Here is a 15,746-nt window from a genome sequence, read left to right as displayed (position 1 = left end):
GCGCCTGCGCCTCGCCCGTCCAGGGCGACTCGACGGGACTCACCGGGCACCGCCGGCAGGCAGCTCGCTCATGAGAGTCACGAGGTCGTAGGCGACGTGGCTCGCGGCCACGGCGGTGACCTCGGCGTCGTCGTAGGCGGGGGCGACCTCGACCACGTCGGCGCCGACGAGGTTGAGCCCGCGCAGGCCGCGCAGGATCTCGAGGAGCTCGCGGCTCGTGATCCCCCCTGCCTCCGGGGTGCCCGTGCCGGGGGCGTGGGCCGGGTCGAGGACGTCGATGTCCACCGAGACGTATAGCGGGCGGGCGCCGATGCGCTCGCGCAGCTTCGCGACAACCTCGCGCACGCCCTGGTAGTAGACGTCCGAGGAGGTGACGATCCCGAAGCCGAAGCGGCGGTCGTCCTCGAGGTCGCGCTTGCCGTACAGCGGGCCGCGGGTGCCGACGTGGGAGAGCGCCTCCGTGTCGAGGATGCCCTCCTCGACCGCCCGGCGGAACGGGGTGCCGTGCGTGTACTCGGCGCCGAAGTAGGTGTCCCACGTGTCGAGGTGGGCGTCGAAGTGCAGCAGCGCCACGGGCTCCCCCGCCCGCTCGGACGCGGCCCGCAGGAGCGGGAGGGCGATCGTGTGGTCGCCGCCGAGCGTGAGGAGGCGCGCGCCGTCGGCCGTCAGATCGAGCGCGTCCTGCTGGATCGCCTCGATCGCCTCGTGGATGTTGAACGGGTTCACGGCCATGTCCCCGGCATCGGCGACTTGGGCGTTGGCGAACGGCGAGGAGTCCAGCGCGGGGTTGTACGGGCGCAGGAGGCGGCTCGCCTCGCGGACGTGGTTGGCGCCGAAGCGGGCGCCCGGGCGGTACGAGACGCCGGCGTCGAACGGCACGCCCACGATCGCCACGTCCGCGCGGGCCACCTGGTCGAGGCGGGGCAGGCGGGCGAACGTCGCCGCCCCGGCGAAGCGGGGGACGCGGGACGAATCGATGGGACCGAGGTTGCCGTTCTCCTCGATGCGCAGCTCTTCCAAGGCAGGCCTTCCAGTGTGGGGGAACTGTGGACCCACCCTACCGCACAGGTTGCCCCATATGCACCCGATGTTTACGGCTGAGCTCCTCGGCGCGGGGACGTGCCGCGGCCGCCCGCGTTTCTTAGATTCTCCTGAGACGCCCGGGGGAAGGATCGGGGCATGACTGCGAACCGGCAGACCCTTCCGGAGAGCCGCACGGACAGCCGCACCGCGCACGGGCCCGGCCGGCACCTCGCCCTGGCGGCCGTGATGGCGGCGCTCATGGCGGCCGGCGTCTACGCGGTCAGGACCCTGTCGCTGTTCATCTCCCCGATGCTCTTCCTCGCAGCGGTCTTCCTCGAGGTGGTCTTCGGCGCCGTCTTCGTGCTCGCGCTCGTCCGCGCGCTCGCCGCGCCCACGGCCGTGATGCGCTCCCTTGCCGCGTCCGCATGGTCGGGGCTGCGCACCAACGAGCACGTGGTGCGGGCCCTCACCTCCGAGGCCGCGCCCCTCCCCTGGCTGCGGGACAGGTTCCGTCTCGACCGGGCCTCGGGCCTCTGGCTCACCGCGACCGCGGTGATTGCCGCCGTGCCACTCGTGGCGTTCCTGAAGCTCGCCGTCACCGTCGCCACGCGGGGGCCGCTGACGCAGGTCGACGCACGGATCGAGCACCTCATGCCGTCGGTCCGCACGCCGGGCGAGACGGCAGTGTTCACCATAGCCACGGCGCTCGGGAGCTTCCCGTCCATCCTGGTGATGGCGGTGATCGCCGTCGCCGTCCTGTGGTGGCGGCGAGAACGGCTCCTCGCGGCGGCCGTGGTGGGCACCGTGGCGGCGCAGGAGCTCCTCTTCACGGTCGCGAAGGACATCGGCGGCCGGCCGCGACCCGACACGGCACTGGCGCTCGTGGTCGAGACGTCCCCGAGCTTCCCCAGCGGGCACTCGGTGCGGGCCACGGTGGTGTTCGGGATCATCGCCTACCTCGTGTTCAAGTCCCTCCGCTCGGTCTGGGCGCGGACCCTGACGGTCTCCGCCTACCTCCTCGCGGTCCTGGCCGTGACCGCGAGCCGGGTGTACCTCGGGGCGCACTACGTCTCCGACGTGTGGGGAGGGATGCTCCTGGGAGCGGCGCTGCTCGCCGCCGTCGTCGGCGCGCTCGAGATCGCCGCCCGCTTCCCCCTCCGGCGAGTCCGGCGTCGTCCCGGAATCCCGAGCCGGGCCATCGCGCTCGCCCCCGCGGCGGCGCTCGTGTTCGCGGCCGGGCTGGGGCCGGCGCTCGTCCACCCGCAGGAGCACACGGCGCAGGCGACCACCCAGGCACTGCCGTCGCTGGACCCCGCGGCCTTCTCCCGGCTGCCGCTCTACAGCGAGACGCTCACGGGGAGCCGCATGGAGCCGGCCAGCTTCGTCTTCGTCGGCTCCGAGGAGCAGGTGGTGCGGGCCTTCACGCGCGCCGGATGGCAGGAGGCCGATCCCTCCACACTCGCCAACACCCTGCGGGCCTTCGCCGTCGGGTTCCAGGGTGGCCAGTACGCCTCGGCGCCCGTCACGCCGGCGTTCATGGACGCCCAGCCCGAGACCCTCGCGTTCCAGAAGGCCACCGCCGCGAACTCGCTGCGCCAGCGCCACCACATCCGCATCTGGCGGACCGGGTTCACCGCGCCGGACGGCCGGAACGTGTGGGAGGCGACGGCCAGCTTCGACGACGGCATCGAGTTCGCCGGCCCGGCCAAGCTGCCCACCCATCACATCGATCCCAATGTGGACGCCGAGCGGGGCTACATCGCGGGCTCGCTCGGCCTTCCCGGGCGCCTGTTCCAGCGGACCGATCCGCAGATGGGGCACAACGCGAGCGGCGACGAGTTCTTCACCGACGGCAGGGCCGACCTCGTGGTCCTGCCCGCCGCGGCCTCCTAGTACACCGTCAGGCTCGTCAGGATCGCCTTCAGCCGCTGCCCCTCGGGCGAGCCGAGCCAGCGGAGGGCCTCGGCGGCGTCGCGGAACGTCATGAGGTCGGCGCTCGCGTCGGCTCCGACCGAGTACCCCGCGGCGATCTGGACGGTGCTGTCGAACGGGCCGCCGTGCCGCTGGCCCGGGCCGTCCAGCGGGCGCCCCGGGGAGAGCGTCATCGAGTACGTGACCGCGGGAGCCCTATCCGGCCCCACGGCGCCGGCCTCGGTCTCCGCATAGAAGGCGTAGTACCCCGGGCGCACGGCCGCCGAGCCGAGCCCGGGCACAGGCTCGGCGTCGAGGACGGCGCGGGTGACCTCCGTGCCAACGTCCTGCGGGGCCCAGTTGACGAAGACGTCGAGGAGCCGGCGCCCCGCACGGTCGACCACCGTGGCGGTCTCGCGCACCTCACCGCCGGGCCCGATCGGGCGGACCTCGGCCGCCACCGACCAGTCGGAGGGGTAGCGGAAGGAGAGCGGATGGGACGTGAAGCGGTGGATCGCCGCGGTCTCCTGGGAGGTCGCCCCGCCCGGTGACGCGCCGCCTGGTGACGCGGCCGACGGCGGAGCGGGGGACGGTCCGGCGGAGCACCCGACGAGGACGCCGGCGGCGAACAGCGCCACGACGGTGTGGACCGCGGCAGGCCGCCGGCGCCCCCGAAGAGGTGCGGAGTGCATCGAGTCATCCCCCTGAGCGCGATGGATACCGCGCGCTCGAGGCCCACTGTTCCATCCCGGTCACCGTTTGACCAGAGGCGGGAGGCGCCGTTGCCGAAGCGATACACGCCCCCGCCCCACCCCCCGTTTCGGGTACGCATCTCGTGGGCGATCCGGCGTTTCGGGTACGCATCTCGTGGCCGTTCCGCCGTTTCGGGTACGCGGCCCGACGCCCCTCCGGCTGCACGCCCGCGCGCCGCCCGCTTCAGGAGACCACCCGGGCGCCCACTCCGGCGACGGGCCGGCGTGCGGCGCCCGCGCGGCGTCGTCCGCCTCCCGCGCGGGCGCGCAGCGGTGCGTACCCGAAACCGGGAAAAGGCCGCGAGATGCGTACCCGAAACCGGGAGGGTCAGCGGGAGGCGGCGGGCACGAGGACCCACAGGAGGCGTGCCGGCTCATCCGACGGGTTGACCCACGTGTGCGGCTCGCGGCCGGGGAACGTCAGGGTGTCCCCCGCGGCGAGGGAGTAGCGCTCGTTGGCCATGATGAGGTCGATCCGCCCGCGCACCACATGGAGCACGTCCACATCGCAGTCCACCGCGTACAGCTCCGACTCGCCGGCGCCGCGCGGCTCGATGTCCGCCTGGAGCACCTGCACTCGTCGCTCGGAGCGGGCCGTGAGCAGCCGCTCGACGATGCCCTCTCCCCCGAGCGAGATCCGCGGCGCCTCGGCAGCCCGCGTGAGGTGCGTCTCCGGCTGGGCGAAGAGCTCGCCGATCGAGAGCGAGAGGACCTGGCACAGCGTCACGAGCGAGGCGACCGAGGGCGAGGTGAGGTCGCGCTCCACGCGCGAGAGGAAGCCCTTGGTGAGGCCGGTCGCGTCGGCCACCTGCTCGATGGTCATGCGCTGGGACTGCCGGGCGGCGCGGATGCGGGAGCCGATCGCCACCGGGGCGTTGCTCGGCTCGACGGGCAGTGCTTTCATGGGCTCTCTCTCCTGCGCGGCAGGTCCCGCGGCGGCGGCGCGGGCTGCATCCCCAGCATAGAGCAACGTCTGTTGCCTCCCGGGCACCTCCGCGCTTCGGTGGCGCGCACGACGGCGCCGCCCGCCGCCCGCACGGGCCGCCGCCGGGCGTCGTGCGCACCGCAGGATTGCGGTGCGCCGAAGTCCCGGATGACGGGACACCGGCCGAAATCGGTGCCCGAAAAGGTCTACAGTGTCTGGGGCAACGGGGCCGCGAGCATCCGTCCACCGCAGGAGAACCCCATGCACACCACCACCCCTCAGGAGCCCGGCCACCGTCGGGAGCCCACCCCGGCCGACATCCGCCGCTGGCGCCAGTACCTCGCCGATGAGAAGGCCGAGGCGGCGATCTACCGCTCCCTCGCGAGCCGCCGGACGGGCGAGGAGCGCGACATCCTCCTGGGCCTGGCCGAGGCCGAGCGCCGGCACGAGGCGCACTGGCTGGCCCTGCTCGGCGACAAGGTGGGCCGCCCGCGCCCGGCGTCGCTGCGCAGCCAGCTGATCGGCTTCCTGGCGCGGCACTTCGGCAGCGTGTTCGTGCTCGCGATGGCCCAGCGCGCCGAGGGCCGCTCCCCCTACGCGACCGATCCCTCCGCCACGCCCGCGATGGCCGCGGACGAGCGCATCCACGAGGAGGTGGTCCGAGGCCTCGCGGTCCGCGGCCGCACGCGCCTTTCCGGCATGTTCCGCGCGGCCGTGTTCGGCGCCAACGACGGCCTCGTCAGCAACCTCTCCCTCGTGGCGGGGATGGCCGCGTCCGGGGTGGCGAGCCACGTGGTGCTGCTCTCCGGCGTCGCGGGGCTGCTCGCCGGCGCGCTCTCGATGGGCGCGGGCGAGTTCATCTCGGTCCGGTCCCAGCGCGAGCTCCTCTCGGCCTCCCGGCCCACGCAGGTCACCCTTGCTGCGGCGCCGGACCTCGACCTCACGGCCAACGAGCTCGTGCTCGTCTACAAGGCGCGCGGCATGAGCCAGGAGGCCGCCGAGCACCGCGCCGCCGAGCGCCTCGGCTACTACGCGTGCGACTGCGACCCGAGCCTGTCCCTGCACCCCGAGGCCGAGACGTCCGAGGACGAGCACGAGGCCATCGGCTCCGCCTGGGGCGCCGCGGGCGCGAGCTTCTGCTTCTTCGCCTCCGGCGCGATCGTGCCGATCCTGCCGTTCCTGTTCGGGATGGTCGGGATCCCGGCCCTCGTCGTGGCCGCCGCGCTCGTGGGCCTCGCGCTCCTGGGCACCGGCGCGATCGTGGGCCTGCTCGCCGGCGCCTCCCCCCTCACCCGCGCCCTCCGCCAGCTCGCGATCGGCTTCGGCGCCGCCGCGGTCACGTACGTGCTCGGGTTCCTCTTCGGCGTCGGCATGGGCTAGCGGCCCTCGTAGCCCCGCACGACGCCGCGTGGTCGCCGGGGCTCGTTGCCCGGCCCCTGCGTGACCACTCACCACAGGGACATGACCCCTCACCGCCGTGCTTGCGTTGAGGGGTCATCTCCCTAGCTAGAGGGGTCATGTCCCTACGCGATCGTCGCGATCACTGACCCCTCGGCGACCTCGGCCTCCTCGTCCACGGCGCGTGTCACCGTGCCCGCCACGGGCGCGGTGACCTCAGCGTCGACCTTCTCCACCGCGACGTCCGCGAGCACCTGTCCCTCGGACACCTGCTCCCCGTCCTCGACGTACCAGGTCGCAAGCACCCCCGAGGAGTCGCCGGCGTCCGTCATCTTCGGGAACCGGACCTCCGTGCTCATCCAGCCACCGCCGCCCTGACAGCCGCCTCGATCCGAGCGGGGGTCGGCAGGACCGCGTACTCGAGGTCGCGCGCATACGGGATCGGGACGTCCGGCACGCAGACCCGCGAGAACGCGGCGCCGCGGCTCGAGGGGTTCTCGGCGAGCGTGGCGGCGATCTCGCCCGAGAGGCCGAACGACTGGTAGTCCTCGTCCACCACGATCACCCGGCCTGTCTTGGCGGCGGTCGCGGCAATGGCCTCGCGGTCCAGCGGCACGACGGAGCGCAAGTCGAGCACCTCGACGCTGATCCCCTCGCCCGCGAGCTTCTCGGCGACGTCGAGGCTGTGGTGCACGGACAGCGAGAGGGTCACGATGCTCACGTCCGTGCCCTCGCGCGCCACCTTGGCCTTGCCGATCGGCACGACATAGTCCTGCTCGGGCACCGCGCCGATGCTCCGCTTGTTCTTGGCCATCCACGGCAGGCCCATGACGCCCTTGTGGAACATGTACACGACCGGGTCGTCGGAGAGGATGGCGGCGGTCATGAGGCCCTTCGCGTCATACGGCGTGGACGGGACCACAACCTTCATTCCCGGCAGGTGGGCGAACGTGCCCCACAGCGACTGGGAGTGCTGGGCACCGTCCGAATAGCCGCCGCCGGTGGCCGTCATGAGCACCATCGGAACCTTGACGTTGCCGCCGGACTCGAAGTGGATCTTGGCCATGTGGTTGTAGATCTGGTCCATGCACACGCCGAAGAAGTCGACGAACATGAGCTCCACGATCGGGCGCATGCCCTCCACGGCAGCGCCGATGCCCAAGCCGATGAACGCCGTCTCCGAGATCGGCGTGTCGATGACGCGCTGCGGCCCGAACTTGTCCAGGAGGCCGGTGGTCGAGGAGAAGATGCCGCCATAGACTCCGACGTCCTCCCCCATGACGAACACCTCCGGGTTGGCCTCCATCTGGGACGCGATGGCCTCCTGGAGTGCCTTGGCCGTATTGAGCCGCCGCGTTCCCGCCTCGGGTTCGACGGGGACGGACGACGGCGCCGGCGCGCCCGCCGCTGCCGGATTCTCTGCCGTGATGCTCATCGTGGGGCTCCTTCCGTGAAGACGTAGCGGAGGGCTTCCTCCGGGCTGGGGGTGGGCGAGGACTTGGCGAACTCGAGCGCTGCCCCAACCCGCTGTCCCGCCTCGGCCCGGAATTGGTCGGCACGGCCGGCGGTCAGCACGCCCTCGGCCGTCAGCGCCTGCTCGTAGGCGGGGATGGGATCGCGCTCGGGCACCTCGGCAAGCTCAGGCCGGTACCCCTGCGCGTCGCCCTCGAAGTGACCCCACAGACGCAGGGTGTGGACCTCGAGCAGGCTCGGCCCCTCGCCCGCGCGCGCCCGCGCCACGGCGTCGCCGGCAGCGGCGTGGATGGCCTCGACGTCGTTGCCCTCCACGCGCGCGCCCGGGATCCCGTAGCCGGCCGCACGGTCCGCGTTGCTGGGCACCGAGGTGGAGGAGGCGCGCGGGACGGAGATCGCCCAGTCGTTGTCCTCGACGACGAAGACCACCGGCAGCTTCCACAGGGCCGCGAGGTTGAGGGACTCGTGGAACGCCCCCTGGTTCGCCGCACCCTCGCCCGTCACGGCGACCGCGATCCGGTCGGTCCCGCGCCGCTGGAACGCAAACGCCTGCCCGAGCGCTGGCGGGTACCCCTCCGCGATGATCCCTGAGCAGGAGAAGTGGGTGTCGGGGTCGAACAGGTGCATGTGCCCGCCGCGGCCGCGGCCGAGCCCCGTCTCGCGGCCGTAGATCTCGGCAGCGAGCCTGTTCAGATCCATGCCGTGGGCGATGGCGAGGTGGTGCGGGCGGTGGGTGGCTGTCACGGCATCCTCCGCGGTGAGGTGCGCGCAGATCCCGGCAGCGACCGGCTCCTGCCCGGCGGAGAGGTGCATCTCTCCGGGGATCAGGCCCGCGCCGATGTCCCAGGCGGGCTTCTTGTCCGCGTGGTAGTCCCGCAGGATGGCCTCCTCGAAGGCACGGATCAGGATCATGGTGCGGAGCAGTTCGACGCGCTCCGTGGCCGCGAGCCCCGTAGGGGCGGCGGCATGCTGGACTGTCATGGTTCCTCCATCACGCTCGGCCGCGGCCTCACTGCCGCGGTGTGCCGATGCCTTGAGCGTAGGAGCGCGCGGGGGCAGGGGGTATGGGCGGAATTTCAGATGGTGAACTCGGTCCCGATGGTCACCGAGAGCCGCTCCGCGGCGACGCCGAGCTGGCCGGCGAGATCCTCGGCCGAGGCCCTCGAAGCCATCGGCAGGGACACCGCGAGGGAGCCGATGAAGCCGCGGGCGGCCACCGGCACTGCCAGGCACTTGCTGCCCAGCGCGTACTCCTGCTGGTCCACCGAGAGGCCGGGGCTGAGGACGGCGCGCCGCTCGAGCTCCCCCGAGGTGCGGACGGTGTAGGGCGTCAGGGACACGAGCGGGTGCCGCGCGAGGTAGTCTGCGCGCTCCGTGCCCGGCAGCGATGCGAGGATCTGCTTGCCGAACGCGGTGGCGTGCGCACTCTCCTGCACCCCGACCCACAGGTCCACCCGCGGCGCGGTGGGCCCGTCCACGATGTCCACGATCTCGATCTCCCCGTCCGCGTACCTGCCCAGGTAGGCGGCCGCGTTGAGGTGGTCGCGAAGGCCAGTGAGGGCAGCGCGCGCTCGGGCGAGGAGGGCGCCGGGACCCAGACCGGCCTGACTGGGATGCGCTGGACCGAGCACGAACCCGTCGGGCTCCTGGGCGAGGTACTCCTCATGGACGAGCGTGCGGAGAAGGTTGTACGTGGTCCCCAAGCTCAGCCCGGTGGCCCGGGAGAGCTGTTTGGCCGGTACCGGGCGCGAGGAACGGGCGACGGCGTCGGCCAGCTCGAGCGCTCGGCTCACCGAGGCGATGAGGGTTGGCGCTGCGGCCGGCTTCATCGTCACGACTCCCCAGGACTGCACGGCGCCGTCCCCGCCTATGGGGAACGGCATGCCGCGACATGGATCACATCACTTTGAGTCTACCCGCCGGTGACCTCACGGGCGGCCCCGAGGACGGCGTCGACGCGGCGGGGGCGGCGCAGCCCCGGCGGGACGGCGGCGACCACCGCGTTGTGCGGCGTGGGGTCCGCGACGGGCACGAGCACCACGCCGCTCGAGCGGAACAGCTCCTCGACGCCCTCCCAGACGTTGGTCACCGAATAGCCCAGCCCGCTCGCGACGATCGCGCGGATCGTCTCGGACACCACGCTGCGCCACCGCACCCGCGGCGCCACGCCCGCGGACTCGAACATCGCCAGGACCCGTTCGGCGCTCGGGGGGACGTCGAAGAGGACCGCGTCGTACTCTGCGAGGTCGGCGAAGCGCAGCGACGCACGCCCCGCGAGCGGGTGGCCCTCGGCCAGCTGGAAGTGCGGCCGCGACTCGGCGAGGGTCACGAAGTCCACCCCGGGCACCGCCTGCAGCGAGTACACCACCGCGGCGTCGAGCTCGCCGTCGGCGACGGCGCGCTGGAGCTCCTCGGCGGCGCCCTCGACGAACTCCACCTCGATCTCCGGCCACCGGCGCGCCGTCTCGGCCAGGAGCCGGGGCATGAGGCGCGGGCTGATCGCGATCATGCAGCCGAGCCGGACCCGCCCCCTCAGCTCCTCCCAGCCTGAGCGCACGCTCGCGGGGATCTCGGCGGCCTCGTCGAGCACCCGCCGCGCCCGCAGGCCGAGCGCCGTGCCGGCCTCTGTGGGCACGAGCCGCTTGGACCGCGCCCGGACGAACAGGTCGACGCCGAGGGCGCGCTCGAGCTGGCCGATCGCCATGGACGCGGCCGCCTGGGAGATGCTGCTGCGCCGGGCCGCCTCGGTGACGGAGCCGGCGTCGAGCACCGCGACGAAGTACTCGAGCTGGCGGAGGGTGAATTCCGAAGACATAAGCAATCCTGATCGTTCTGTACGGATTGATTGATTATACAAAAGCTATGGCGCTGGCCACACTGGAACCCAGACCCCGCCGTCCAGAGCCCAGGAGTACCCATGGCCCCGAGCCTCGCCCCCCGCATCGTCACCCTCGGCACCGCCGGGGGCCCCCGCTGGTGGGCCGCCGCCGACTCCGGCGAACGCACCGGGATCGCCACCGCCGTGGTGGTCGGGGACGCGTTCTACCTCGTCGACGCCGGCCAGGGCGCTGGCCGCCGGCTCGCGCAGTCGGGGCTGGACCTCTCCGGGATGCGGGCGCTGTTCATCACGCACCTGCACTCCGACCACGTCTACGACCTCGCCGGGATCGGGATCTTCGGCCTCTACGCCCTCCAGCACCGGGCGGGCACGGACCCCGTGCGCATCATCGGCCCCGGCAACCGCGGCGAGCTGCCCCCGGTGTCCCCGCGCGCCGTCGTGCCTCCTGCCCCGCTCGCCCCGCACAACCCCACCCCGGGGACGCGGGAGATGTTCGAGGCGCTCATGGCGGCGCACGCCACCGACCTCAACGACCGCATCCTCGACTCGCTCAAGCCGAGCCCCCTGGACGTGTTCCATGCCGAGGACATCGAGATTCCGGCCGGCATCGGCTACCACCCGAACACCAACGCGACCCCCGAGATGGCCCCCTTCGAGGTCTACCGCGACGAGCTCGTCGCCGTCACCGCGATCCTCGTCGAGCACCCGCCCATCGCCCCGGCCTTCGCGTTCCGCTTCGACACCGCCGAGGGCTCGGTGACGATCTCCGGCGACACCTGCTTCACCGCCAACCTCGTCGCCCTCGCGCAGGGCACGGACCTGCTCCTGCACGAGGCGATCGACTTCGACTGGGTCGAGTCCCTCTACGGGGACCGGACGGACGAGGCCTCCCGCGCGGCCCGCGACCACCACTACAAGTCGCACACGAGCGTGCGCGAGGCGGCCAAGGCCGCCGAGGCCGCGGGCGCCGCCGCGCTCGCCCTGCACCACCTCGTCCCCGGCCACGCCCCCGAGCGCGTGTGGGCCGAGGCGGCCGAGCACTTCTCGGGCCGCTTCGTGCTCCCGAGGGATCTGGACGTCATTCCCTTTGGCCGCCAGCGCTGACGGCCGCAGCCCATCATCGGAAGAGGACTCCCCGTGACCACTGAAAGCACCACGACGGCCTCCCAGGCTGCCGCACCCATCGGGACGCTCAACACGAAGGACATGCGCCGCATCCTGGCCTCGTCCTTCATCGGCAGCGCCATCGAGTACTACGACTTCATGCTCTACGCGACCGCCGCCTCCCTCGTCTTCGACAAGGTGTTCTTCGCGAACCTCGGGCCCGGCTTCGCGCTGTTCGCCTCGTTCGTGACGCTCGCGGTCGGCTACGTGGCGCGGCCGCTCGGCGGCCTGGTCTTCGGCCACTTCGGCGACCTCGTGGGCCGCAAGAAGGTGCTCGTCCTGTCGATGGTGATCATGGGCGCGGGCACGGTCGCCATCGGCCTGCTGCCGCCCACCGCGCAGGTGGGCATGGCCGCGCCCATTACGCTCGTGGTGCTCCGCCTCATCCAGGGCGTCGCGGTGGGCGGCGAGTGGGGCGGCGCGGCGCTGATGGCCATCGAGCACGCGCCGAAGCGCCACCGGGGCTTCGCGGCCTCCTTCGCCAACGCCGGCGGCCCGGCCGGCGCGATCCTCGGCACGCTGGGCCTCTCCCTCTTCGCCGCGCTCTCCGGCAGCCAATTCCTCGTCTGGGGCTGGCGGGTGCCGTTCCTCCTCTCGGCCGTCCTGATCGGGGTGGGCCTCGTGATCCGGCTCAAGGTCTCGGAGACGCCCGCCTTCCAGCGCCTCGAGACCGCCAGCGAGAAGCGCCGCGTGCCGATCGCCGAGGTGCTCCGCCACTCCAAGCGCGCCGTCCTGCTCGGGCTGGCCGCGACCACCGCCTTCTACGTCTGCCAGGCGATGACGACCGTGTGGGGCGTCTCGGTGGCCGTCGCCTCGGGCGCCGACAAGAACGGGGTGCTCAACATCAAGGCCGCCGCGGCGGTCCTGACCCTCGTGGTGTGCTTCATCTCGGCGCGCCTCTCCGACCGGCTCGGACGACGCCGCGTGCTCGCCTTCGGAGCGCTGCTCGGCATCGTCGCGGCGTACCCGACCGTCCTGCTGATGACCAACGGCACGCTCTGGGGCTTCGGGCTCGCGATCGTGATCGGCAACGGCCTCGTCCAGGGCGTCCTCTACGGCCCCATCGCCGCGTACGTCGCCGAGCAGTTCCCCACCCGGCACCGCTACACGGGCGCCTCGGTGGCGTACCACACGGCCTCCATGCTCGGCGCCGGCTTCACGCCGATGATCATCACGGGCCTGATCCTCGCCGCCGGCGGCGCGCTGTGGCCGGTCGCGGTGTTCTGGGTCGCTGTCCTGCTCGTCGCCCTCGTCGCCGTCCTGTCGACGGCGGAGGGCACCCGGCGCGAGCTCGACTGACCCCGCGTCACCCCAAACCTGACCCCGCGTCACCCCAAACCTGACCCCGCGTCCGTTGATCTGGACGCGGGGTCGCGTCTCCTTGAACGCGGGGTCAGGTCTCGTTGAACGCGGGGTCAGGTCTCGTTGAACGCGGGGTCAGGTCTCGTTGAACGCGGGGTCAGCGCAGGACCGCGACCGCCTCGTCCACCGAGTCGACGAGGTGCACGCGCCCGGCCATGCCCCGCCCCTCGGCCAGCCTCGACAGCAGCGGCCACGCCGGCAGTTCCTCGGTCCAGTGCCGCACCCCGAGGAGCACCATCGGGGTGATGGTCCCGTCCGCGCCGTAGTAGTTCTCGCACGCGTCCTGGAACACCTCCTGCACCGTCCCCGCCGCGCCCGGGAGGAAGACCACCCCGCCGGTGCACTTCTCGAGGAGCACGGCCTCCCGGACCGAGTTGGCGAAGTACTTGGCGATGTGGGTCGCGAACATGTTGGGCGGCTCGTGCCCGTAGAACCACGTGGGCACCCCGAGGTTCTCGGCGCCCCCGGGGAACCCGCCGAGGACCCCGAGCGCGGCCCGCGCCCACGCACTGACGGACGGGCGGAAGAGGGGCACGACGGCGATCTGCCGCAGCGCCGCGTCGAGCGCCCGCTCCGGGAAGGCCGAGAGGTAGGCGCCCAGGTTCGCGGCCTCCATCGCCCCCGGCCCTCCCCCGGTGGCGACCACGAGCCCCGCCGCCGCGAGCCCTCGCCCGAGGCGCGCGGCGTCGTCGTAGGTGCGGCTCCCGCGGGGAGCGACGTGGCCGCCCATGACGCCCACGATCCGGCGCCCGGCGAACGCGCCGTCGAGGGCCTCCTGGAGCGCCTCGCCGATGTGGTGGTCGTGGAGGGCTGCCGAGATCGCGGACTCGACCCCGGCGCGCCCCTGCCGCTTGGTCCAGGCATAGATGAGGGCGTCCGGCGTCTGCTCGTAGGGCCGGACGGTGACGCCGGCATACAGCTCTGGCCCGGTGTAGAGGGTGGGCCGGTAGGGATCGAAGGGCACCCCGGGGAGGATCGGGAAGACCAGGGCGCCGCGGGTGCGCAGCGACTGCTCCATGCCGTCGGCGAGCCGGCAGCCGAGGAACATCGCTCCCGAGGGATCGAGCGCCTTGAGCGCGCCGGAGCGTTGTGTGAGGTCCACCGACTGGACGTGCCATCCGGCCATCGCCGTCGCACCGCCGGCCACGAGTGCATCGAAGCGCTCAAGGGACTCGACCTCGAGCGTCCGGGGCATCGGACTCAGCGCGGGCGTGGCGTTCATGTGGCCAGACTATCCACCCACGGTGTTCAGGCCCCGGCCCTCCCCGCGTTGCCTACCGTTAAGTATCGGCCACCACGATGTCGCGGGTGACTTCCCCCTGCAAGGCCCACAGCGGCGACACCCCTGCCCCCCTCTCCCCCTCGCGCCGGGGCTTTCTGGCGGCCGCGCTCACCGGCGCGGCGCTGACCCTGGCGCCCATGAGCTTCGCGGCCGCGGACAGCGGAACGCAGAAGACCAAGACGATCACCGGCCACCTGGATCCGGGCGCGGCCGACTTCGTCTACCTGCCCGTGGAGGTCCCCGCGGGCGTGAACAGGATCAGCGTCTCCTACACGTACAGCAAGCCCACGGTGGCCCCGGGACTGCTCTCCAACTCGTGCGACATCGGCATCTTCGACGAGCAGGGCACCCGCCTCCAGGGCAAGGGCTTCCGCGGCTGGTCCGGCGGCTTCCGGACGGAGTTCTTCATCAGCGCCGCCGAGGCCACGCCCGGCTACCTGCCCGGACCGGTCGGCAAGGGCACCTGGAACATCGCCCTCGGGCCGTACCAGGTCGCCGAGGCCGGGCTCGACTACTCGGTCACCGTCACCCTCGACTACGGCCCGGACGGCGCCCCCTTCCAGCCGAAGTACCCGGCCCAGGCCGTGGCCGGCAAGGGCGCGGGCTGGTACCGCGGCGACGCCCACCTGCACACCGTCTACTCGGACGGCAAGCGGACCCCGGAGGAGGTGGCCGCCGGCGCCCGGGCCGCCCGCCTCGACTTCATGATCTCCACCGACCACAACACGCCCGCCTCGCACGGGGTGTGGGGCCCGCTGGCCGGCAACGACCTCCTCATCCTCACCGGCGAAGAGGTCACCACCCGCAACGGCCACTACCTCGCGCTCGGCCTCCCGCCCGGGGACTGGATCGACTGGCGCTACCGCGCCCGGGACAAGGGCTTCGAGGACGCCGCCCAGCTCATCCACTCCCGCGGCGGCCTCGTGGTCCCGGCCCACCCGTACTGCCCCTACGTCGCGTGCCGGTGGAAGTTCGGCTACGACGACGCCGACGCGGTCGAGGTCTGGACGGGCCCCTGGACCCACGACGACGAGATGTCGATCAGCACGTGGGACTCCATGCTCGTCCACTCCGTGCGGACCAACGGCCGCTGGCTGCCGGCCATGGGCAACAGCGACGCGCACAGCTCCCCGCAGGTCATCGGCTGGCCGCACAACGTGGTCAACGCCGCGGCGCTCTCGCACGACGCGATCCTGGAGGGCATCCGCAGCGGCCGATCCTGGATCGCGCAGTCGGCGGACATCACCCTCGACCTCACCGTGAAGTCCGGCGGGAAGACCGCGGGCATCGGCGAGCGGCTCGACGTGCCCCAGGACGCCCCGGTCACGGTGACGGCGAACGTCGGCGGCGTCCCGAACGGGGTGGTCCGCTTCATCACCGACGAGGGCCAGACGCGGCAGGTCACGCTCCCGGCCTCGGGCCAGGGCACGGTCACGTGGACCACGACGCCGCAGCTGGCCGCCTACCTCCGCGTCGAGGTCCGCCACCCCAAGGCGGACGGCACCTCGGGCAGCGGCACCGAGATGGGCCCGGACCTCCCGCTCGGGCCGATGGCGGCCCTGACGAACCCGGTCTTCCTCGGGTCCAAGTAGCACCACCGGAAGCACGACGCCGGCG

At 72.6% G+C, this 15,746-nt stretch carries 14 protein-coding genes; 5 read left to right on the top strand and 9 right to left on the bottom strand.

What is annotated here, in order from left to right; genetic code table 11:
• Nucleotides 1-39: 39 nt before the first annotated feature.
• A complete protein-coding gene (gene speB / locus SA2016_RS05785; RefSeq protein ID WP_084249339.1) occupies nucleotides 40-1,020 on the bottom strand; it encodes an agmatinase in 981 nt (326 codons plus the stop codon).
• Nucleotides 1,021-1,179: 159 nt separating this feature from the next.
• Here speB and SA2016_RS05780 point away from each other — a divergent pair, with 159 nt between their 5' ends.
• The gene (locus SA2016_RS05780; RefSeq protein WP_066496457.1) at nucleotides 1,180-2,916 is read left to right on the top strand and encodes an LssY C-terminal domain-containing protein; all 1,737 of its coding nucleotides are present in this window, start codon (nucleotides 1,180-1,182) and stop codon (nucleotides 2,914-2,916) included.
• Here the strand turns inward: SA2016_RS05780 and SA2016_RS05775 are convergent.
• On the bottom strand, nucleotides 2,913-3,626 hold the full coding sequence (locus SA2016_RS05775; RefSeq protein ID WP_066496454.1) for a hypothetical protein: 714 nt from the start codon (nucleotides 3,624-3,626) through the stop codon (nucleotides 2,913-2,915). The two genes, SA2016_RS05780 and SA2016_RS05775, sit on opposite strands and share 4 nt — an antisense overlap.
• Nucleotides 3,627-4,014: 388 nt before the next feature.
• On the bottom strand, nucleotides 4,015-4,590 hold the full coding sequence (locus SA2016_RS05770; RefSeq protein ID WP_066496452.1) for a cupin domain-containing protein: 576 nt from the start codon (nucleotides 4,588-4,590) through the stop codon (nucleotides 4,015-4,017).
• A gap of 282 nt (nucleotides 4,591-4,872) precedes the next feature.
• Between SA2016_RS05770 and SA2016_RS05765 the strand changes: the two genes are divergently transcribed.
• Complete coding sequence (locus SA2016_RS05765; RefSeq protein ID WP_066496449.1) at nucleotides 4,873-5,991, top strand: VIT1/CCC1 transporter family protein; 1,119 nt, start codon at nucleotides 4,873-4,875, stop codon at nucleotides 5,989-5,991.
• 143 nt (nucleotides 5,992-6,134) lie between these two features.
• Here SA2016_RS05765 and SA2016_RS05760 read toward each other — a convergent pair whose 3' ends face one another.
• The 5 genes from SA2016_RS05760 to SA2016_RS05740 form a co-directional block, all read right to left on the bottom strand.
• Nucleotides 6,135-6,368, bottom strand: a complete 234-nt coding sequence (locus tag SA2016_RS05760; protein ID WP_066496443.1) for a biotin/lipoyl-containing protein — start codon at nucleotides 6,366-6,368, stop codon at nucleotides 6,135-6,137.
• Nucleotides 6,365-7,444 (bottom strand): alpha-ketoacid dehydrogenase subunit beta, encoded by a 1,080-nt coding sequence (locus tag SA2016_RS05755; protein WP_084249338.1) that lies wholly within the window; start codon nucleotides 7,442-7,444, stop codon nucleotides 6,365-6,367. Before SA2016_RS05755 ends, SA2016_RS05760 begins: the two co-directional genes overlap by 4 nt.
• A complete protein-coding gene (locus tag SA2016_RS05750; protein WP_066496441.1) occupies nucleotides 7,441-8,463 on the bottom strand; it encodes a thiamine pyrophosphate-dependent dehydrogenase E1 component subunit alpha in 1,023 nt (340 codons plus the stop codon). The genes SA2016_RS05755 and SA2016_RS05750 overlap by 4 nt, the downstream gene beginning before the upstream one ends.
• 95 nt (nucleotides 8,464-8,558) lie before the next feature.
• The gene (locus tag SA2016_RS05745; RefSeq protein WP_218030615.1) at nucleotides 8,559-9,365 is read right to left on the bottom strand and encodes an IclR family transcriptional regulator; all 807 of its coding nucleotides are present in this window, start codon (nucleotides 9,363-9,365) and stop codon (nucleotides 8,559-8,561) included.
• A gap of 29 nt (nucleotides 9,366-9,394) precedes the next feature.
• Nucleotides 9,395-10,297 carry a LysR family transcriptional regulator gene (locus SA2016_RS05740; RefSeq protein WP_066496440.1) on the bottom strand — a complete coding sequence of 301 codons (903 nt, stop codon included), beginning with the start codon at nucleotides 10,295-10,297 and terminating at the stop codon, nucleotides 9,395-9,397.
• A gap of 102 nt (nucleotides 10,298-10,399) precedes the next feature.
• On the opposite strand from SA2016_RS05740, the gene SA2016_RS05735 reads away from it, so the two are divergent.
• Nucleotides 10,400-11,425, top strand: coding sequence for an MBL fold metallo-hydrolase (locus tag SA2016_RS05735; protein ID WP_066496437.1), 1,026 nt, complete (start codon nucleotides 10,400-10,402; stop codon nucleotides 11,423-11,425).
• Nucleotides 11,426-11,458: 33 nt separating this feature from the next.
• The gene (locus tag SA2016_RS05730; protein ID WP_066496435.1) at nucleotides 11,459-12,784 is read left to right on the top strand and encodes an MFS transporter; all 1,326 of its coding nucleotides are present in this window, start codon (nucleotides 11,459-11,461) and stop codon (nucleotides 12,782-12,784) included.
• 160 nt (nucleotides 12,785-12,944) lie between these two features.
• Here SA2016_RS05730 and SA2016_RS05725 read toward each other — a convergent pair whose 3' ends face one another.
• Nucleotides 12,945-14,069, bottom strand: coding sequence for an LOG family protein (locus SA2016_RS05725; protein WP_066496429.1), 1,125 nt, complete (start codon nucleotides 14,067-14,069; stop codon nucleotides 12,945-12,947).
• An 86-nt stretch (nucleotides 14,070-14,155) separates the two neighbouring features.
• Here SA2016_RS05725 and SA2016_RS05720 point away from each other — a divergent pair, with 86 nt between their 5' ends.
• Nucleotides 14,156-15,721, top strand: a complete 1,566-nt coding sequence (locus SA2016_RS05720; RefSeq protein ID WP_218030635.1) for a CehA/McbA family metallohydrolase — start codon at nucleotides 14,156-14,158, stop codon at nucleotides 15,719-15,721.
• Nucleotides 15,722-15,746 lie beyond the last annotated feature (25 nt).

The sequence above is a fragment of the Sinomonas atrocyanea genome (assembly GCF_001577305.1).
Taxonomy (GTDB): Bacteria; Actinomycetota; Actinomycetes; order Actinomycetales; family Micrococcaceae; genus Sinomonas; species Sinomonas atrocyanea.
Note: the sequence above shows the minus strand (reverse complement) of the source record. Positions and strands in the feature narration are given on the sequence as shown.

Excerpts from the sequence above, each read along its gene's own strand:
- SA2016_RS05780 (WP_066496457.1), top strand. The coding sequence starts at position 1,180 with ATGACTGCGAACCGGCAGACCCTTCCGGAGAGCCGCACGGACAGCCGC.
- SA2016_RS05775 (WP_066496454.1), bottom strand. The coding sequence starts at position 3,626 with ATGCACTCCGCACCTCTTCGGGGGCGCCGGCGGCCTGCCGCGGTCCAC.
- SA2016_RS05770 (WP_066496452.1), bottom strand. The coding sequence starts at position 4,590 with ATGAAAGCACTGCCCGTCGAGCCGAGCAACGCCCCGGTGGCGATCGGC.
- SA2016_RS05765 (WP_066496449.1), top strand. The coding sequence starts at position 4,873 with ATGCACACCACCACCCCTCAGGAGCCCGGCCACCGTCGGGAGCCCACC.
- SA2016_RS05760 (WP_066496443.1), bottom strand. The coding sequence starts at position 6,368 with ATGAGCACGGAGGTCCGGTTCCCGAAGATGACGGACGCCGGCGACTCC.
- SA2016_RS05755 (WP_084249338.1), bottom strand. The coding sequence starts at position 7,444 with ATGAGCATCACGGCAGAGAATCCGGCAGCGGCGGGCGCGCCGGCGCCG.
- SA2016_RS05750 (WP_066496441.1), bottom strand. The coding sequence starts at position 8,463 with ATGACAGTCCAGCATGCCGCCGCCCCTACGGGGCTCGCGGCCACGGAG.
- SA2016_RS05745 (WP_218030615.1), bottom strand. The coding sequence starts at position 9,365 with ATGCCGTTCCCCATAGGCGGGGACGGCGCCGTGCAGTCCTGGGGAGTC.
- SA2016_RS05740 (WP_066496440.1), bottom strand. The coding sequence starts at position 10,297 with ATGTCTTCGGAATTCACCCTCCGCCAGCTCGAGTACTTCGTCGCGGTG.
- SA2016_RS05735 (WP_066496437.1), top strand. The coding sequence starts at position 10,400 with ATGGCCCCGAGCCTCGCCCCCCGCATCGTCACCCTCGGCACCGCCGGG.
- SA2016_RS05725 (WP_066496429.1), bottom strand. The coding sequence starts at position 14,069 with ATGAACGCCACGCCCGCGCTGAGTCCGATGCCCCGGACGCTCGAGGTC.